Origin of the sequence: Virgibacillus sp. AGTR (assembly GCF_016919725.2) — a bacterium.
Taxonomy (GTDB): Bacteria; Bacillota; Bacilli; order Bacillales; family Amphibacillaceae; genus Virgibacillus; species Virgibacillus salarius.
This window is the reverse complement of sequence record NZ_JAJERH010000030.1, coordinates 28,476-46,483: the sequence shown is the minus strand read 5'-3', so window position 1 is coordinate 46,483 and position 18,008 is coordinate 28,476. Positions and strand designations below refer to the sequence as shown.

Sequence of the window (18,008 nt, the reverse complement as noted above, 5' to 3'; positions counted from 1 at the left end):
TATCGTTCGTTTTTTATTGTTTCTTCATTCTTTTGTCTCAGCCTCGTATTATAGCTTCGAGCAAGCAGCCTGATCCGCAATAATCATAACATTGCTATGGGTTTGTAAGATAGAAGCTGGAAATGCTTCTGTTACTTCTCCGTCAATCAATTGAGAAAGAGCATTCGCTTTTTTTTCACCAGAAACGAGTAATACAATCATCTTACTTTGCATAATCGTATCTATTCCCATTGTTATAGCTTGTTTTGGAACATCTTCAATTGTTGGGAAGAATCGCGCGTTTGCATTTCTGGTTGACTCATCTAATTGTACAATATGTGTACGACTACTAAATTGCGTACCCGGTTCATTAAATCCAATATGTCCATTTAGACCAAGACCTAAAATTTGAACATCAATATTACCTGCTTCCTGAATTAGTGATTCATACTGCAAAGCTTCCTGACTCAGGTCAGCAGCATCTCCACTTGGTAAGTGGGTCTGCTCTCTCGGAATACCTATATGTTTAAATAATTTCTCATTCATATAGTAATCATAACTATTCGGATCGTCCTTTTTCAGGCCAACATACTCATCCAAATTAAAGGTTTGAACGTGATCAAAAGTAACTTCCTGCTTTTGATATTTTTCTATTAAATTTTGGTATAAGCCTTCTGGAGTTGAACCTGTCGCCAAGCCTAGTACAGGCTTCTCCATATTATTTACTTTTTCTATAATGAATGAACAAGCCCGCTTGCTCATTTCATTGTAGTCTTTTACCTTAATTAGTTCCATTTCCGTCATCTCCTTCAAAAGCAACTACACCTCGACAAATCGTGTATTTAATAGAAAGCTGGTCATCCACGATTAGGATATCTGCATCCTTACCGTCTAAGATACTACCTTTTGTCTTAAACATTCCTACCTGCTTTGCTGGATTCATCGCTGTCATTTCCACTATATTTTTAATAGAAACATCTTTCATGCTTAGCATTTGTTGTGCTCCCTCATGCATTTTCAAGATACTTCCAGCAAGTGTACCATTCTCCAACAAGGCACGGTCTTCAGAAACCTTAACAGGCTGCCCTCCAAGTTCATAATTACCTGGCGGGAGACACTTTGCTCGCATTGCGTCAGTTATGAGCAATAGCCTACTACTTCCCATATTTTGATAAATTAATTGCAGCATCTCAGGTACAACGTGTATGCCGTCTGCAATGAGCTCTGCCCGTAATTCTTCCAACTCAAAAGCAGCACCTACAACACCAATGTCACGATGGTGGATACCGGACATTGCATTACATAAATGTGTCAGTTGTCTTACACCGTATGCTGCCGCTTGCTTAATTCCAGCATAATCTGTATCTGTATGCCCAGCTGAGACATTAATTCCAGCTTTCGTTAGTCTTTTTATAAAGCTTCCATTTTGATCATGCTCAGGTGCCATTGTAATGGTTTTAATATTATTTCCAGAAAGATTTTGCCATTTATTGAATAGTTTCTCATCTGGCTTAACAATATATTCAAGCGGCTGTGCTCCGGCTTTTCCCTTTTCAATAAATGGTCCTTCCAAATGAACACCGATAATGTCTGACTGACCGGGTTTATTTTTATAGGATGCCACATTCATAAGTGCCTGCTCAATTTGTTCTGGAGATTGTGTGATCGTGGTCGCTAAGAAGCTGGTGGTTCCCTCTTTTGGAAGAGTTGAAGCCATTGTATCTAAGGCTTCTTCTGTAGCGTCCATAACATCTGCACCTGCAGCCCCATGTATATGCCCATCAATAAACCCAGGTATTATATTTAAACCTTCCCCATTAATTACTTGTACCTCTTTTGGCAATTGTTTTGGTTCCTGTTTAGAATAAATTCCTGCTATTTTCCCATGCGAAAGTAGCAGACCACCATTTTCAATGACTTCCTGCTCAGCATATATTGTAGCATTCTTAATATAAATAGGATTGTCTTGATCCATTTCGCATTCATCCTTTCTCCGTTCACTATGGTTGCGCAGTATTTCTATTTTATATAAGTAAAAACTGATAGTATCAATTATCGAATATGTTATCTTAAAAACTCAAATTTCATCATACCATACTTTGGTAGGATTTTGCTGAAGATAAGGTAATCTTTCACATAAAACACAAAAAAGCAGAACCATTTCTTATATGTTGAAATAGCCCCACTTTCTGCTTTATGAGAAATATACGCAATATTTGTTAATTGTTACTATGTTGATTACTCTGCAAAAGACTGTGATTTTCCACCAGCTGCACTAGGCATACTGCTATTTCCCAACTCATTTACTAGCGCTCTTACCATCTCTTCGGATGATTTTATCTTATGATCTTCTGTTTCCTTTATAACTTTTTTTAGCAAGTTCTTGTATTTCTCTTGCTCACCCATTTTGTTCCCGCCCTTATTTTTTTACATAAATTGCTAGATACATAGAACTATAACATAAAATAAAACGAGGATTTGTCGAACAATGTCGTTTCTTTAAAGAAAATAGCGTCATTACTACAGCATTCGCTTTCATTCATTATTTTCTGACCATTAAATGTCGGTTGATTCCGTCAAGTTGATAAATGTTTCTACACTACCCTCTTCATTATATGCAGAACTTCGGAAAAATGGAAATAATAAAGGTAAAGCAATTATAATCTGTCTCCAACCGTTCATGTTATTTGATTGAGATGTATTCACCCTAATCTGTAGATTTAGCTTTAAAAACATCATAGAAATACAGAATTTAAATTTCACTTCGATTCCCAAAATAAAAACCGCTAGCTTAAGCTCACGGTTAACGTCTATTACTTCTCCATTTATTGAATTCTAGATACTCTTTAAATTGTTCTTTCGTAACACCTGATTCCATAGCTTCTTGTACGATTTTTAGCCATTCTTCATCCAATTCTTCAGGTTCATTCTTTTTTTCATCTCGAATCAATTCATTGACTGAAACTCCTAATACCTTGCTAATCTTTTCGATAAACTGGATCGATGGATTAATCTGTATATTACGTTCAATCGAACTTAAATAAGATTTAGCAACACCGGCTTTTTCAGCTAATTCTGAGATAGACATTTTCTTATCAGTACGTAAACTCTTAATTTTTTCACCGATCAAGTTCTCACCTTCTTTCAATGGGAATTATACCATAAGTAAGGTGAGTTATTCTATTTATAGTTTGCTGTAATTCATACTTTATTTTTATTCTCTGATTGATGTAAAAAATCACGAATTTCTTCTAAGGGTATGCCTAATGTTTTTGCCTGTCTGATTAAATCAACCCATTCTGAATCCAATGAAATTTGCTTAATCATCAACTTATTCAACCCCCATTAATTTCCAAAGCAGCTAAGTCATTGCAACAATGCTTATCGTTTAATTCGTGACTTTGCTCCTGTGAATTTATACGTGGTTTTCTATGTAGTATAAATTTATCTCTGTATGACTATCATACTATAAATTCACACTTATTTCCGTAGCTTGTTTTGTCATATTACAACTAGTTTTGTAAAAGCGAGTATATTAATTTTGGACTACTATGTCGATAGATTATTTTTTAACCCACCTGGGATTAATGACACCCTCCTCTTAAGGATATGAGCAAAGACGGCAAAAGCATTAAAGTTATTGCATGTAATGAAGAAGTATGATTTTGTGACGATGATATATCTAATTACAACTTTACCTGAAGAACATCGTCTGTATTTTATAACGAACGACATAATTAGTATAAAACAATTAAAAAATGTTTTAAACTGCTAAATATAGTAATTTATTAAATTTATTTTAATTTTACTTTTATTTTATTATTATTTCTACGTATTACTTAATTTAACTAAATATTTGTTCATTATAAAGAACAACTTCGTGCGATATATTATTCCAATTTATAAATGAATAAAATAGCTACTCTGCCGTTTATACCTTGATCAAATCAGCTATCTCTATGAATATGCGCCTTAATTTCGATATAATGACGGATAGATTACATAAGAACATAGACGAAATTCACTATTTTCGTTATAATTTACTAATGAATTGTTATTATTTTCAAACTTTGCTGTATCAAACAATTAGTATTGAGGAGAATTTAAAGTGAACTCACGTGTGGAAAAAAAGAAACATAAAAAACGAAAGTGGTTGTTCTGGGTAGGAGGGATTATCCTCGCACTGATCCTGGTAGTCGGTGTCTTCTCTATCTATGTTTGGAATAAACTAGGAGATACAGTGGAAACTATGCATAATCCACTAAATCGAGATAATGACCCAGATCGCAAAAAGGAATTAGAGTCTATCTTCAAAGATACAAAATCAGTGAATATTTTATTACTTGGAGTAGACGAACGAGATGGTGATAAAGGACGCTCGGATACAATGATCTTATTATCGTTAAATCCGAAAACCAATTCCATGAAAATGCTAAGTATTCCTAGGGATACGTATGTGACAATACCTGGTAAAGGAAAAGATAAAATAAACCATGCCTATGCATTTGGTGATGTTGAGCTATCTGTTCAAACAGTAGAAGAAAACTTTGACCTCCCAGTCCACTATTATGCAAGAGTGAATATGGAAGGTTTTGAACAGGGTGTCGATGCAATAGGTGGTGTTACCATTACAAACGATACAGCATTTTCCCAAGGCGGAATACAATTTCCAGCAGGCGAGATTCAATTAAATGGTAAAGAAGCTTTATCTTATATCCGAATGCGAAAGAATGACCCAAGAGGAGATCTAGGTAGAAATGAACGACAACGAGCAGTTATTATGGCTGCTATAAATAAGGGAGCAAGTTTTTCAAGTATTACTAAAGTCGGCGAAATCCTTAACATACTTGGAGACAACGTAAAAACAAACCTGAATATGGATGCAATGCAAACACTATTCTCTGATTATCGTGGCACGAGAAAAAATATTTCTTCAATGGAGATTAGCGGAAACGGCCAACGTATTAATAACACGTGGTACTATGTTGTTCCAGACTCAGAATTCAATCGAATTACAACAGAAATTAAAGCACATATGAACGAAAAGTAGATGAAGTTGGAAACTTCTATACCTAACGAAACGTAACAACATGGGTGGTTAAATCATCCATGTTGCTTCTCGTTCATAAGATAGAGTAGATAATAATTAGGGGGGAAATGATGAGAAAAGCAATAGTTATCGCTTTTGTTACGCTTATTGCACTGCTTACAGCATGTTCAGCGGACAAAGCTACACCAAATGATCGTTTTAATTCATACCTAGAAAAATGGAATAAACAAGAATTTGCAGATATGTATAAGATGTTAAGCTCCGATACTACTGATACATATCCAACAGATCAATTTGTTGATCGCTATAAAAAGATTTATGAGGACTTAAATGTCTCAAAATTGCAGGTGGAATTTGATAAGTTAGATAAAGATTCACTTGAGAAAGCAATGGATCAAGGAAAAGCAACCATTCCCTTTAACGTAAGCATGGAAACGATTGCTGGTCCGGTTTCTTTTGACTATAAAGCAGAACTTGTGCAACAGGGTGAAGATAAAGAAGAAAACTGGTATATTTCATGGGATCCTGGTTTTATTTTTCCTGAAATAAAGGATGGCGGAGAAATTAGTATTACATCTACAGCACCAGTCCGCGGGGAAATTCGTGATCGAAACGACATGCCATTAGCTATGAACGACACCATATATACTATTGGGATTGTCCCAGAAAAACTAGGAGCATCAGCAGAACAAAACAAGAAAAAAATTGCAAATTTACTAGGTGTCTCCGTCGAATCAATAAACGAATCTCTCAACGCAAGTTGGGTGGAGCCAAACTTATTTGTTCCAATAGCCAAAATTGCAAAAACAGATCAAGAACTTTGGAATAAATTAGTAGCAATTGATGGTATTACAAGACAAGAATCTACTGGCCGTGTGTATCCTGGAGGTGAAGCAACTGGCTCTTTAGTTGGGTATATTGGACAAATTACAGCAGAAGAACTGAAAGAAAAAGATCCTGGTACGTACGATGCTAATTCTGTAATAGGCAAACGCGGACTTGAAGAGTTATATGAAAAACAGTTAAGAGGGGAAAAAGGAATAAAAATTATAGTTACAAACGACAATGAAGAAGAAAAAGTACTTGCAGAAACAGCTGTAAAGAATGGAGAAAATATAAAACTGACCATCGATATTAATATTCAAGAAAAAGTATATGAATCCTTTAATGGAGATATGGGAACTGCAGCAATCATACATCCGAAAACAGGTGAAACGCTTGGATTAATTAGTAGCCCTTCTTTTGATCCAAACGAAATTCTTTACGGAACAGAACCTAATCTCTGGGAGAAACTTGAAAATGACGAAAGAAATCCACTATTAAATCGTTTCTATTCAACATTCGCTCCTGGTTCGGTTTTAAAACCGATAACAGCAGCAATTGGCTTAAAGAATGGCTCAATCGATCCAGATGAAGGTTTAGAAATCAAAGGAAAAACTTGGGGTAATGGTGAAGGATGGGGTGATTATAAAGTTACAAGAGCGTCCACATCAAACGGTCCAGTTGATTTACACGATGCGTTAGTTAGGTCGGATAATATCTATTTTGCGATGCAAGCTGTTGAAATGGGAGCCAAAGCCTATGAAAAAGGGCTAAAATCATTTGGATTTGGCGAAGAACTGCCGTACGAATACCCTATTACTCCATCGTCTATTTCATCTTCCGGTAAACTAGATGATGAAGTTCTATTGGCAAATTCCAGTTATGGGCAAGGTGAGTTAGAAATGAGTTCAATTCACTTAGCAGCAGCATATACTGTGTTTTTAAACGAAGGGAATATGATAAAGCCTACACTTTTAACTAGTGAAGATACATCACAATATTGGAAAGAAGATTTACTATCACCGGAACAAGTCAATCGTATTAAAAATGACTTGCGAGATGTAGTTCAAAATGGAACAGCAAAGAAATACGGAAAAAATAGCGCAATCCCTATTTCTGGAAAAACAGGAACAGCAGAGTTAAAGCTAACTAGTGAAGGTTCAGGTGAGGAAAATGGTTGGTTTGTTGGTTACCCCACCGAATCTGAGGATATACTCATTGCTATGATGATTGAAGAGACAAAGGAACGAGGCGGAAGTGGTTACACTACTAAAAAGGTAGTGGACCTCTTAAATAAAATGAAATAAAGGTTTTGTTTCCCTACTGATTGTTCGTACCACAAGGGTATGACCTAAATGCCTTTGAATCAATCGACATTTACTGGCAGTCGATCCCCCACTAATCCATATTGGTTTCTCTTTTTTGCTTGAAGTGAGGGATTACTGCCAGTTATATATGGGATAAAAGTGAAAGAGATTGGACAGAAAATATTTAGCAGAATCATACTGTTATTCTTTCATTGTACTAATAAATATGGGAGGTACTTTCCGGAGAAATTGCCACAGTTAACGCTGATTAAGTGAACTTCGTCTTTGCCCTTTAATCTTCGGACTAATACCATATCTGTATGTGTCCTCCATACTTCCGCTGCTATGATTACCTGACCATTATATCTATTTCTTTCTGTAGAAATAAGCACCACTTCCAAACATGGAGCAAAAAACCCCAAACACTATCCGGATATAGCTATGTATACGGACAATAGTTCGATACTTCTTTATATTAAACGCTTATGTCTCCCCCTATTCTTTTATTACTTCATACTATAAAAGCCTTAGCAGTTCCCTAAAAGCTTTTTCATCTCTATGATCAAGCGCCTGGTCTATTAATCGTTTGATATTTAGCTGTTCTAGCTCATCTATGACAAGATCAATTGAATAGTTAGATTGCTTGTGCCTTGTTAATGTCTGATTTCGTGGTGGTTCTGTAGATCGTAAAACAGCATTAACTTTCTCTCTAAACCTTGGCAACTTCAGCAGATCTTCCATCTTTATGTAGATAACACTTGAGTTATGTTGAAAGGCAAATAGCATTCTCCTATTTTCAACTTGAAACGTACTTCGGTTAATTTTTATTTCCTTTTCTGCTATCGGAATAAATTGATATGGAGCACCTTGAATCGAAATTATGAACAATGCATTACGTAAATTCACTAGAATATACTTCATACAAATTTTAATACTAGTGGGCCTAAAGTTCTTAACATGTACCATTCCAATGCCTCCTTATTGAATCCGATTACCTACGTTCTTATAAAAGAACGTCACAATAAGTATAATCGAGAATACAAGGAAATTAAACCGGTAAATGTACGATTCATCAACTTTATTAAGAACATTTTCTTGATTATACATTATTTTTCTAAGTATTCCTTGAAATTGCAACTTTATGACTATTAAATAATTAATACTAGTATTTTATTCTCAACAAATTATCCTCCCAATTCTATTTCCTTTGTTTTAATTAACATAAAAGAATGGTTACGTACCAAAATCACTGTACGTAACCATTCTTACTTAACTTAATTCTGTTCTCTCCTCCTCAGAGAATACTCTGGACCGTGTCAAAAAACGTTTTCCTTCAGGTCCCTCCAGCGAAAACATTCCTCCTCTACCGTCAACAGCATCAATAATAAGTTGTGTATGTTTCCAATATTCATATTGATCTTTGGAGATATAAAATGGAGCTGCTCCTATATATCCAAGCAATATATCTGCTTCCCCTATTCGAAACTCATCCTTAGGATAGCACATTGGAGAGCTCCCATCACAGCATCCACCAGATTGGTGAAACATTAAATCCCCATGAATATCATGTAATTTTGTAATTAATTCAAGGGCATCTTCCGTTGCTATAACGCGTTCTACCACTTCATCACCCCATTATTTATCAACGTGCATTATCCATTAGAATAATCCAGCAGCTCCTTCACTATAGCTGACTAGCAAATTTTTTGTCTGCTGGTAATGATCAAGCATCATTAAATGATTCTCTCTACCAATTCCAGACTTTTTATACCCACCAAATGCGGCATGAGCCGGATACTGATGATAACAATTCGTCCAAACTCTACCAGCTTCAATTCCACGCCCAAAGCGATATGCAGTGTTTATATTACGTGTCCATATACCCGCACCCAAGCCGTATAGTGTATCATTTGCTATAGACATTGCTTCTGCTTTGTCTTTGAACGTAGTGACTGATAATACTGGTCCGAATATTTCTTCTTGGAAAACACGCATATTATTTTGCCCTTTAAAGATAGTAGGTTCTACATAATAGCCGTTTTTTAATTCTTCATTTTCTAATTTATTTAGATTTCCACCAATTAATACTTCAGCACCTTCTTGCTTACCAATATCTAAATAGGATTGGATTTTTTCCAACTGTTCTTGAGAAGCCTGTGCCCCCATCATCGTCTCTGTATCCAATGGATGACCAATCTTTATTTGTTTCACTCGATGAATTGCACGCTCAATAAATCTTTCGTATATTGCTTCGTGTACTAGCGCTCTGGAAGGACATGTACAGACTTCCCCTTGGTTAAGGGCAAACATAACAAACCCCTCGATCGCTTTATCTAAAAATCCATCATCTGCATCCATCACATCTTCAAAGAAAATGTTCGGAGACTTACCTCCAAGTTCTAATGTTACTGGAATAATATTTTCCGAGGCATATTGCATAATTAGCCTTCCCGTCGTCGTTTCTCCAGTAAATGCTATTTTAGCAATTCTACTATTCGATGCTAAAGGTTTGCCTGCCTCTACTCCAAAACCATTTACTACATTAACTACTCCTGGCGGAAGTAAATCTTTTACTAACTCTAACCAAACATGTATAGAAGCTGGTGTTTGTTCAGCAGGTTTAATAACCACGCAATTTCCTGCCGCCAAAGCCGGGGCTAACTTCCATGTAGCCATTAATAAAGGAAAATTCCAAGGAATAATTTGCCCAACAACACCTAGAGGTTCATGAAAATGATAAGCAATTGTATCATGATCAATTTGGCTAACGCCGCCCTCTTGTCCTCTAATTACACCAGCAAAGTATCGAAAATGATCAATGGCTAGCGGTATATCAGCTGCTAATGCCTCTCTAACCGCCTTCCCATTATCCCAGGTTTCCGCAACTGCTAGCATTTCTAAGTTTTCTTCCATTCGATCAGCAATCCTATTTAATAGTAACGCACGCTCTGCTACAGAAGTTTTCCCCCAGGTGTCCTTCGCATTATGAGCTGCATCAAGAGCCGCTTCTACATCTTCCTTTGTAGATCTAGCAACCTCACAGAATACTTCACCTGTGACTGGACTTACATTTTCAAAATACTTCCCTTTTACAGGTGAACGATATTCCCCACCTATAAAATTATCGTACTTACTCTGAAAGTTGACCAAAGCACCAGCTGAATTAGGGTTTGCATATCTCATATTATTCCTCCTTTATAGAAAACGCTTACAATTTATGTAGATCTAAGTTGTACTTATATAAAAAGTATAACAATTAATTCTAAATTATACCAATAATTGAATAACTATTTAATAAGAACAACAGCGCAAGCGGCCGATTTATCCACATGGGCTAATTTTATAATTTCCTAAACTAAGAAAAAAGCCTTGATTAATCAATAATCAAGGCTTAATACCGAACTCATATATCCGGAGATACTAAAGCATGCTTATTTTACTTCAGGAAGAATTCTTATTTCCTGCTTCATGGATGACTGACATAACGGACATTTCGGTTCATCCTCAAAGCTGTATGATTCCCTCATCCACCCCTGGCAATCATCGCTTATGCATGACCAGACATTTGTCTCCACTTCTTGAACCGGTTCTTTCGGTCCTCGTGAGAATGACATGAAAGCATCTCCTTTCTTGTAACACTTCTATTATACGCTTTTCTAACAAATAAAGAAAGACCCCTGACTGTCTATGAGGCTTGGACTATACCTTAACAGCTATAACCCGATTCATTTGCTCTATACTATATTCTATGTTAGATGTTGGAAAGTTATTCATAATTATCCAACATCGCTAGAACCACGGTTTTTTTAATACGACGTAAAAGAATAACGATCCAAAATATGGATCGTTATTCTACTTTTTATAGCACAAAGCGATGAATTGCTTTTGCTACACCATCATTATTATTCGTATCCGTTACATAATTAGCTGCTTGCTTTATTGCATCCTGTGCATTCCCCATAGCAACACCGATGCCAGCTTCCTGGATCATTTTCATGTCATTTAAGCTATCTCCTACAGCCATAATTTCTTTCATTGAGATACCAATTTTTTCACAAACTGTTTCCAATGCACTAGCCTTACTAACACCTTTTGGATTAACCTCCATATTAGTCGGTAATGAATTCGTCAATTCCAACCCTTCTATGTAAGATAGCTGCTTCATCATTTCACTAAGCCTTGACTCATTATAAGATTCACATCCGAATTTCAACCATTTATGATCATAAAAGTTATCTGGTGCTGAATCACGATAAACTCCTTCTGTGGAAATCATCCATATCGATAAACCAATTTCTTTTGCTAAAGTATACATTTTTTCTATTTTCTCCGGTTTCAGTAGATGCTGTTCTACTAATTCCTTATTAACTGTCCATATTTCTCCACCATTTGCTGTAACTAAATAAGAAGTTAACTTTAGCGATTCTGCGTATGGATGACAGGATTGCAGCCAGCGTCCTGTACTTAACACCACATGCACATCTTTCGCTAAGGCTTCAGCAATTGCTTCACGAGTTGCTTCTGACACCTCATGCTCACTATTTAAAAGTGTCCCATCCATATCCAATGCAATTAATTTAATTTCTGTTTTTATTTCTGACATGTAGCATCCTCCATTATTAACTTTGTCTTTTCATACGGATATTTCGATCATACACAAAAGTTGTCATATAAGGAATTAAAAGCAAGAACAACAATACAAAAAATAAGATCTCGATATTAAATATGTCTACAACGAAACCGCCGAACACAGGCCCAACCATCCTACCCGTAGCTCCTATACTATTAACGATTCCTTGGTAGAAACCAGTCCTTCCTTTGGGAGCTAATTCATTAGCTAATGATGGTATAGCTGGCCAAACAAGCATTTCTCCAATAGTTAATATAATCATTGCCAAAGCAAACATACTAAAGGTATCTGAAACCATTGCGATGATAAATGAAATTAGTAAGATGGTGTTTCCTATATAAATATGCATTTTCTCCGATGTTACTTTGCTTGTAATCCATTTTAACAGAGGTTGACCAAGAACGATAAGAAATCCATTTATAGCCCATAAAGAACTATAAAGTTCTAACGGAATATCAAGGTCCTGGGTATAGGAAGCAATCGTCGATTGCCATTGACTATAAGCAATCCACGTAATTAAAAAACCACTACATAAAATAAATAGCGCAATAAATGCTGCTTTATTCTTAATCTTACCTCGCTGTTCAATAATTGTTGTATGCATCTGTCTATCTCTTTCTTTATCCATATGCTTAAACGTTAGCAGGACAATAAGGAAAAAACTGATAAAGAGAAAGGCATTAGCAAAAAATATATAGTTGAAAGAAATACTTGCAACATATCCACCAATTGTTGCTCCCAATGCCACCCCTAAATTTTGTGCTACATAAATTGCGTTAAACGCACGTCTCCCTCCTTCTTGCCAAAGTGATCCAGCCATTGCAAACATAACTGGCCATGTAATACCTGTTCCAAAACCAATCATGATGAGAAAAATAGAGTAAAATAAAATATTGTGATGTAAGAAGGTCATAGCGATTGAGGCAGCCACTGCTAGACCAGTACCGTATAGAATTGTCTTGTAGGCACTAAATTTATCAAACAAAGCTCCACCAATTAGATTACCCGCGATGGATGCTCCTTGGTTAAACATTAAAATAAACCCTGCAAAAGCAAGACTTTTACCGAGCTCATTATGCATATATATTGTATTCAACGGCCATAAGAATGAGGCTCCCGTTACATTAACTGTTGTCGCTATCACCAATAGCCATATTTGCTTTGGCATATGCATCATCTCACTGTCTCTTGTATTATCTAAGCTATTTTAATACATTTCGAGAGACGAAGCAATTAACATTTTAAAAATTATTGTAAAGTTTATTTTAATCGCCTCATTCGTACAACAGACAACAACATTGTAATTAGAAAAACTCCAATAATTACAGAAGTAAACCTACTACCTATGTCATTTTGGTTTATCGCAGATATCCTATAATAATCGTTAGTACCAATATGGTTACCACCAATTCCAAATGTAAGTTCCTCATGACTAGCTGGGCCTCGCGGCATGGTCTATACACATTATACAGCCTTATTATATATTCAGTTACCAGAAACTATTCCGATGCATAACTGGCAGTATTACCCCTACTTCAAGCAATAAAGTGAAATCACTATTGGTAAGTGGGAGATAAACAAAACTTTCACTGATTGAAGTTTTACTTTATTATTCTATTATAGCGTTTAACGTATTCACACTCGTTATTAGAATTTCTATTCTATTAACTTTTTACAACGCCAGTAAGTTTCATTACATAAATTGACGAAAGGTTTGCAATTGATATAACTCTCTTTCTTTTCTTTTGATTCGCTTTTGTGCTTCTTCAACAGAAACCGGATAAAAACCTATTTTCCCCTTGGGAACAAGCTGGGCGATCTTAGGAATATCATTACTGATTACCGTTCCAATACGTGGATATCCACCTGTTGTTTGCCTATCTGCCATTAGAATAATTGGCTGACCATTCGGAGGAACCTGTATACCACCAAATGGAACAGCATCTGTCCAACTATTTACCTCTTTACTTGTAGGAATCATTTGCGAATGTAAACGATAGCCCATTCGATTTGAATTTGGTTCTACGATATGTAATTGTTTAAAAAATATCGCTCTTGATTCCTCAGTAAAATGATTCATATGTGGTCCTTCAATAACTGCAACACTAACCACACTAGAGTATGTTGGTATTAGTGAATTTGCCAATTTAATTTTCCGTTTCACATATAAGGGAATTCCTTTGATTACGCTCATATGCTCTAATGTTTGTCCAAAGCCGTTTTGTACATCAACCGACTTACTACCAAAATAGGATGGACAATCGAATTCACCAGCCATAGCAATATAAGCGCGAACACCGTTCCTAGATGCTCCAAATGACAGAATATCTCCTTTATGCATAGGAACAGCACAATACAGAGGTGCTTCTTCACCGTTAATTTTTGCTTGTAAATCTGCACCTGTTATAGCAATGGTTAATTCTGTACAGGCTTCCAATGTTGGACCTATTAAAGTCACTTCTAAGCAAGCTTTATTCCTTAAATTTCCGACAAGAATATTGGCTAATTGACAGGCGTATTGATCCATTGCTCCAGATACAGGAACACCGAATTGCTGATATCCAATTCTTCCTAGATCCTGAAAAGATGTAAAAATGCCAGGCTTATGCACCTTAAATACTATTTCACTACAAATCAACAGAAACACTCCCAAAATATTCTTTTCGTCATAAATGTGCTATGGATACCCCAATATTCTTCAACATCTGATGAAGAGCTTTAGCAAAAGTGAGGGCATAGCTCCCGTCACCATGGATACAAACAGTATCTGCATCAATCTTAATTAAAGATCCATCTGTTGCCTCTACGTTATTCTCTAAAACTATTCTCTTAACCTGCTGAATGGCCTCATCCACATTCTCAATAATCGCATTAGTTTCTGTTCTAGGTGTTAAGCTTCCATCTGATTGGTATGTTCGATCAGCAAACACTTCAGACGCAACCCTTAACCCAACCTCTTTTCCCGCTTTAATTAGTTCACTATTTGCCAAACCAATAAGCACAAGGTTTGGGTCAAACTGATACACAGCTTGTGCTATTGTAGAAGCAATTAATCTGTCACGTGCTGCCAAGTTATATAATGCACCATGCGGTTTTACATGGTTTAGCTTCACTTCATGAATCTTGCAAAATGCGCTAAGGCTACCAAGTTGATAGATAACTATCTGATAAATCTCCTTGCTGGAAAATTCCATCATTCGACGTCCAAACCCAGCAAGATCTGGAAAACCAGGGTGTGCCCCAATAGCAATATCAAATTGTTTAGCTAATCTAACCGTTTTATTCATGACAAATGGATCACCTGCATGCATTCCACAAGCTATATTTGCTGAACTAATAAATGTTATTATTTCCTTATCAACACCAACTGTATATGCTCCAAAGCTTTCACCCATATCACAATTTACATCAATAGTGAGCATTATCTACGTACCTCCTTACTGAAAACCTCATAGCTACCTTGCTTCATCTTCTCCACAATGTCATCATATTCTTGATGCGATATAGAAAAAAATTTAATTCTATCTCCTGCCTCAAATAGAAAAGCATTTTGTTGGAAATCAGGATGAAACAGCTTAACCGGTGTTTTCCCTATAATGTTCCATCCCCCAGGGGACTGCACCGGATAAATCCCTGTTTGTCTTGATGCAATACCAACAGATCCAGCCTCAACATATGGTCTTGGTATATCCAATCGTGGCGTGACAAGTTGATCATGTAAACCACCTAAATAAGGAAATCCTGGTAAGAACCCAAGCATATAAATTAAATATTCAGGTTGTTGGTGATAGAACTTTACTTTTTCTATAGATAGGTGATTAAAATTAGCGACTCTTTGCAAATCCGGACCATATTTGTCTCCATATACAACAGGCACATGAAATATACGAACTGTTACATCATCATGTTCGATCGGCTCATTAATCAACTGGTTTACTTTTTGCTTTAATCGTTGAAATGAAATACATATGGGCTGATAATAAATTGTAATTGAATTATAAGCAGGAACCCATTCCACTACCCCTAATATAGAGGCAACTGATAGCTTCTTACATATAGATCGAATAGTTTTATTCATTCGCTCTGAAACCTCTCCACCTAGTAATAACTTTAAAGCGTTATCACCAACTGCCTTGAAACTATATTCCATTAACCATTCCTCCGAAAATTCAGTTATTTAAATGATAGCATATTTTAAAGTGGTTCATTACCTTGGTTTTTAATGAAAGCGTAATCATTATTACTTGAATCCAATTAATTCCATCCATATAATAAGAATATCAAGCTTCCATTTATCTGTTAATATATATAATCTAATTCTATCTCTTAGTGAATTATGTCCCTTACCAACAACCTAAAACGAGAAATCTAATACTCTGTTTTACTAGCAATTATATATAAGGAGGTTATTAAATGATTTCAACTACATGGGACTGGATGTGGAAAAAACATGATGAATTAAAGGAAGCCTTCTTTCTCTTTGTAAAGCCTCACCCATCTAAGTTAACTAGCGAAAAGACAACTAATTCAACTGATTATTCTAGTAGTAATAATAATGGGAAACATCGATACAATAGACCAGCACAAAAAGCTGGTTTAATACTTGGCCCTTTATTATTTATAGTAATGTTGCTATTTTTTTCTCCTAAAGGATTGGCTTGGGAAGGAATAGCAATACTTGCAAGTACCGTTTGGATTGCTGTCTGGTGGATGACAGAGGCAATACCTATCCCTGTAACGTCACTACTCCCAATTATACTATTCCCGATGACAGGCGGGTTAGATATCGGGACTACTACATCTTCATATGGCAGCGATACTATTTTTCTATTTATGGGAGGTTTTATGATAGCATTGGCTATGGAAAAATGGAATCTGCATAGACGAATTGCATTAACAATCATTTCCTTGATTGGTACGAATACAAACCGAATCGTATTAGGGTTTATGGTATCCACCGGATTCCTCTCTATGTGGATATCTAATACTGCTACAGCAATGATGATGGTTCCAATTGGATTGGCTATTATCTATCAAGTGTCAGATGCTTTAAAAGAAGATCCGTCTATCGATACATCAAAAGACAATTTTGCATTTGGAAAAGCATTGATGCTTAGCATCGCTTATTCTGCCTCCATTGGCGGGGTTGCAACGTTAATTGGTACGCCACCGAATGCTGCACTTGCAGGAGTTATTAATGAGATGTATGACATTCAACTATCCTTTTCTACTTGGATGCTATTTGGTGTTCCAATCGCTTGGGGATTTATCTTTATCATTTGGTTTTATCTAGTCAGAATTGCATTTCCACTTAAGCTGAAGGAACTTCCAGGAGGTAAATCTGTTATTACAAAAGAAAAGCAAAAGCTTGGAAACGCCTCATCAGAAGAAAAAGCTGTATTTACTATATTTGTTCTTACTGCCCTTGCGTGGATCACACGTAGCTTTGTGTTAGCAGAATTAAACCAAAATATAAATGATGCCATTATTGCAGTGGCTGCAGCAATCATTCTATTCATCATTCCTTCTAAAAATAAACAAGGTGATTTCTTATTGGATTGGAATACAGCTGTCAAATTACCTTGGGGAATTTTGCTATTGTTTGGAGGAGGCTTGGCTATTGCAGCAGGCTTTACACAATCAGGGCTTACGGAATGGATTGGTACACAGTTAATCACATTACAAGGAATTCATATTTTTATTGTCCTACTTGTTATTACTGCATTAGTCATTTTTTTAACAGAAATCACTTCGAATACAGCAACTGCCAATATGATGTATCCAATTATGGCTGCACTTGCAATTGCACTTGGCGTCCATCCTTATGTTGTCATGATCGCTGCAGGAGTAGCGTCATCTTGTGCCTTTATGCTTCCTGTTGCAACACCACCTAATGCTGTTGTATTTGGAGCAGGCTATTTACGTATTCCAGATATGGCCAAAGCAGGAATCGTATTAAACCTTATTGGTATCGTTCTAGTTACAATAAGTGTTTACTTTTTACTCCCTTTAGTTTGGGGAATTCATCTTACCGAACTACCAGATTTCATGAAATAAAATGAAACTTCAATCCGTGGAAGTTTTGTTATCACCCACGGATTGTTAGTACCACAAGGATATGACCTAAAGGCCTTGGAAGCAATCGGACATTACTAGCAGTCGATCCCTCGCTTATCGCTATGGCCTAAGATGGGAATTACTGCCAATTATATGTGAGATA

The 18,008-nt window shown here is 36.2% G+C and carries 18 protein-coding genes; 3 read left to right on the top strand and 15 right to left on the bottom strand.

What is annotated here, in order from left to right; genetic code table 11:
• Positions 1-48: 48 nt before the first annotated feature.
• The 5 genes from nagB to JUJ52_RS12405 all read right to left on the bottom strand — a co-directional run bounded on the left by nagB (position 49) and on the right by JUJ52_RS12405 (position 3,306).
• Complete coding sequence (gene nagB, locus JUJ52_RS12425; protein ID WP_026682036.1) at positions 49-774, bottom strand: glucosamine-6-phosphate deaminase; 726 nt, start codon at positions 772-774, stop codon at positions 49-51.
• The gene (gene nagA / locus JUJ52_RS12420; RefSeq protein WP_205388820.1) at positions 761-1,954 is read right to left on the bottom strand and encodes an N-acetylglucosamine-6-phosphate deacetylase; all 1,194 of its coding nucleotides are present in this window, start codon (positions 1,952-1,954) and stop codon (positions 761-763) included. Before nagA ends, nagB begins: the two co-directional genes overlap by 14 nt.
• Positions 1,955-2,217: 263 nt before the next feature.
• Positions 2,218-2,385: a hypothetical protein gene (locus tag JUJ52_RS12415; protein WP_162986483.1), complete on the bottom strand. Its 168-nt coding sequence runs from the start codon at positions 2,383-2,385 to the stop codon at positions 2,218-2,220.
• A 397-nt stretch (positions 2,386-2,782) separates the two neighbouring features.
• On the bottom strand, positions 2,783-3,109 hold the full coding sequence (locus JUJ52_RS12410; protein ID WP_026682038.1) for a helix-turn-helix domain-containing protein: 327 nt from the start codon (positions 3,107-3,109) through the stop codon (positions 2,783-2,785).
• 71 nt (positions 3,110-3,180) lie between these two features.
• Positions 3,181-3,306, bottom strand: a complete 126-nt coding sequence (locus JUJ52_RS12405) for an anti-repressor SinI family protein (protein ID WP_121605940.1) — start codon at positions 3,304-3,306, stop codon at positions 3,181-3,183.
• Between the two features lie 781 nt (positions 3,307-4,087).
• Between JUJ52_RS12405 and JUJ52_RS12400 the strand changes: the two genes are divergently transcribed.
• Complete coding sequence (locus JUJ52_RS12400) at positions 4,088-5,029, top strand: LCP family glycopolymer transferase (protein WP_026682039.1); 942 nt, start codon at positions 4,088-4,090, stop codon at positions 5,027-5,029.
• 110 nt (positions 5,030-5,139) lie between these two features.
• Positions 5,140-7,158 (top strand): penicillin-binding transpeptidase domain-containing protein, encoded by a 2,019-nt coding sequence (locus JUJ52_RS12395; protein WP_205388822.1) that lies wholly within the window; start codon positions 5,140-5,142, stop codon positions 7,156-7,158.
• A 516-nt stretch (positions 7,159-7,674) separates the two neighbouring features.
• Here JUJ52_RS12395 and JUJ52_RS12390 read toward each other — a convergent pair.
• The 10 genes from JUJ52_RS12390 to pxpB all read right to left on the bottom strand — a co-directional run bounded on the left by JUJ52_RS12390 (position 7,675) and on the right by pxpB (position 15,938).
• Positions 7,675-8,124, bottom strand: coding sequence for an IDEAL domain-containing protein (locus JUJ52_RS12390; RefSeq protein WP_205388823.1), 450 nt, complete (start codon positions 8,122-8,124; stop codon positions 7,675-7,677).
• Between the two features lie 303 nt (positions 8,125-8,427).
• On the bottom strand, positions 8,428-8,781 hold the full coding sequence (locus JUJ52_RS12385; RefSeq protein WP_026682041.1) for a DUF779 domain-containing protein: 354 nt from the start codon (positions 8,779-8,781) through the stop codon (positions 8,428-8,430).
• A 36-nt stretch (positions 8,782-8,817) separates the two neighbouring features.
• Positions 8,818-10,341 carry an acetaldehyde dehydrogenase ExaC gene (gene exaC, locus JUJ52_RS12380; RefSeq protein ID WP_205388824.1) on the bottom strand — a complete coding sequence of 508 codons (1,524 nt, stop codon included), beginning with the start codon at positions 10,339-10,341 and terminating at the stop codon, positions 8,818-8,820.
• 248 nt (positions 10,342-10,589) lie between these two features.
• The gene (locus JUJ52_RS12375; RefSeq protein WP_026682043.1) at positions 10,590-10,772 is read right to left on the bottom strand and encodes a cold-shock protein; all 183 of its coding nucleotides are present in this window, start codon (positions 10,770-10,772) and stop codon (positions 10,590-10,592) included.
• A gap of 245 nt (positions 10,773-11,017) precedes the next feature.
• Positions 11,018-11,761 carry a Cof-type HAD-IIB family hydrolase gene (locus JUJ52_RS12370; protein ID WP_026679927.1) on the bottom strand — a complete coding sequence of 248 codons (744 nt, stop codon included), beginning with the start codon at positions 11,759-11,761 and terminating at the stop codon, positions 11,018-11,020.
• A 16-nt stretch (positions 11,762-11,777) separates the two neighbouring features.
• A complete protein-coding gene (locus JUJ52_RS12365; protein ID WP_308036035.1) occupies positions 11,778-12,965 on the bottom strand; it encodes an MDR family MFS transporter in 1,188 nt (395 codons plus the stop codon).
• An 83-nt stretch (positions 12,966-13,048) separates the two neighbouring features.
• On the bottom strand, positions 13,049-13,240 hold the full coding sequence (locus JUJ52_RS12360) for a hypothetical protein (protein WP_162986484.1): 192 nt from the start codon (positions 13,238-13,240) through the stop codon (positions 13,049-13,051).
• Between the two features lie 241 nt (positions 13,241-13,481).
• Positions 13,482-14,426 (bottom strand): 5-oxoprolinase subunit C family protein, encoded by a 945-nt coding sequence (locus JUJ52_RS12355; RefSeq protein WP_226983543.1) that lies wholly within the window; start codon positions 14,424-14,426, stop codon positions 13,482-13,484.
• Between the two features lie 28 nt (positions 14,427-14,454).
• Positions 14,455-15,210, bottom strand: a complete 756-nt coding sequence (locus JUJ52_RS12350) for a LamB/YcsF family protein (protein WP_026679930.1) — start codon at positions 15,208-15,210, stop codon at positions 14,455-14,457.
• Positions 15,210-15,938, bottom strand: a complete 729-nt coding sequence (pxpB, locus tag JUJ52_RS12345; protein ID WP_026679931.1) for a 5-oxoprolinase subunit PxpB — start codon at positions 15,936-15,938, stop codon at positions 15,210-15,212. Before pxpB ends, JUJ52_RS12350 begins: the two co-directional genes overlap by 1 nt.
• Before the next feature lie 263 nt (positions 15,939-16,201).
• Between pxpB and JUJ52_RS12340 the strand changes: the two genes are divergently transcribed.
• Positions 16,202-17,845, top strand: a complete 1,644-nt coding sequence (locus JUJ52_RS12340) for an SLC13 family permease (RefSeq protein ID WP_121605688.1) — start codon at positions 16,202-16,204, stop codon at positions 17,843-17,845.
• Positions 17,846-18,008 lie beyond the last annotated feature (163 nt).

What these genes read in the sequence shown, in the direction of transcription:
- nagB (WP_026682036.1), bottom strand. Translation starts at nt 774, where the DNA reads ATGGAACTAATTAAGGTAAAAGACTACAATGAAATGAGCAAGCGGGCT.
- nagA (WP_205388820.1), bottom strand. Translation starts at nt 1,954, where the DNA reads ATGGATCAAGACAATCCTATTTATATTAAGAATGCTACAATATATGCT.
- JUJ52_RS12415 (WP_162986483.1), bottom strand. Translation starts at nt 2,385, where the DNA reads ATGGGTGAGCAAGAGAAATACAAGAACTTGCTAAAAAAAGTTATAAAG.
- JUJ52_RS12405 (WP_121605940.1), bottom strand. Translation starts at nt 3,306, where the DNA reads ATGATTAAGCAAATTTCATTGGATTCAGAATGGGTTGATTTAATCAGA.
- JUJ52_RS12395 (WP_205388822.1), top strand. Translation starts at nt 5,140, where the DNA reads ATGAGAAAAGCAATAGTTATCGCTTTTGTTACGCTTATTGCACTGCTT.
- JUJ52_RS12390 (WP_205388823.1), bottom strand. Translation starts at nt 8,124, where the DNA reads ATGGTACATGTTAAGAACTTTAGGCCCACTAGTATTAAAATTTGTATG.
- exaC (WP_205388824.1), bottom strand. Translation starts at nt 10,341, where the DNA reads ATGAGATATGCAAACCCTAATTCAGCTGGTGCTTTGGTCAACTTTCAG.
- JUJ52_RS12375 (WP_026682043.1), bottom strand. Translation starts at nt 10,772, where the DNA reads ATGTCATTCTCACGAGGACCGAAAGAACCGGTTCAAGAAGTGGAGACA.
- JUJ52_RS12370 (WP_026679927.1), bottom strand. Translation starts at nt 11,761, where the DNA reads ATGTCAGAAATAAAAACAGAAATTAAATTAATTGCATTGGATATGGAT.
- JUJ52_RS12365 (WP_308036035.1), bottom strand. Translation starts at nt 12,965, where the DNA reads ATGATGCATATGCCAAAGCAAATATGGCTATTGGTGATAGCGACAACA.
- JUJ52_RS12360 (WP_162986484.1), bottom strand. Translation starts at nt 13,240, where the DNA reads ATGCCGCGAGGCCCAGCTAGTCATGAGGAACTTACATTTGGAATTGGT.
- JUJ52_RS12350 (WP_026679930.1), bottom strand. Translation starts at nt 15,210, where the DNA reads ATGCTCACTATTGATGTAAATTGTGATATGGGTGAAAGCTTTGGAGCA.
- pxpB (WP_026679931.1), bottom strand. Translation starts at nt 15,938, where the DNA reads ATGGAATATAGTTTCAAGGCAGTTGGTGATAACGCTTTAAAGTTATTA.
- JUJ52_RS12340 (WP_121605688.1), top strand. Translation starts at nt 16,202, where the DNA reads ATGATTTCAACTACATGGGACTGGATGTGGAAAAAACATGATGAATTA.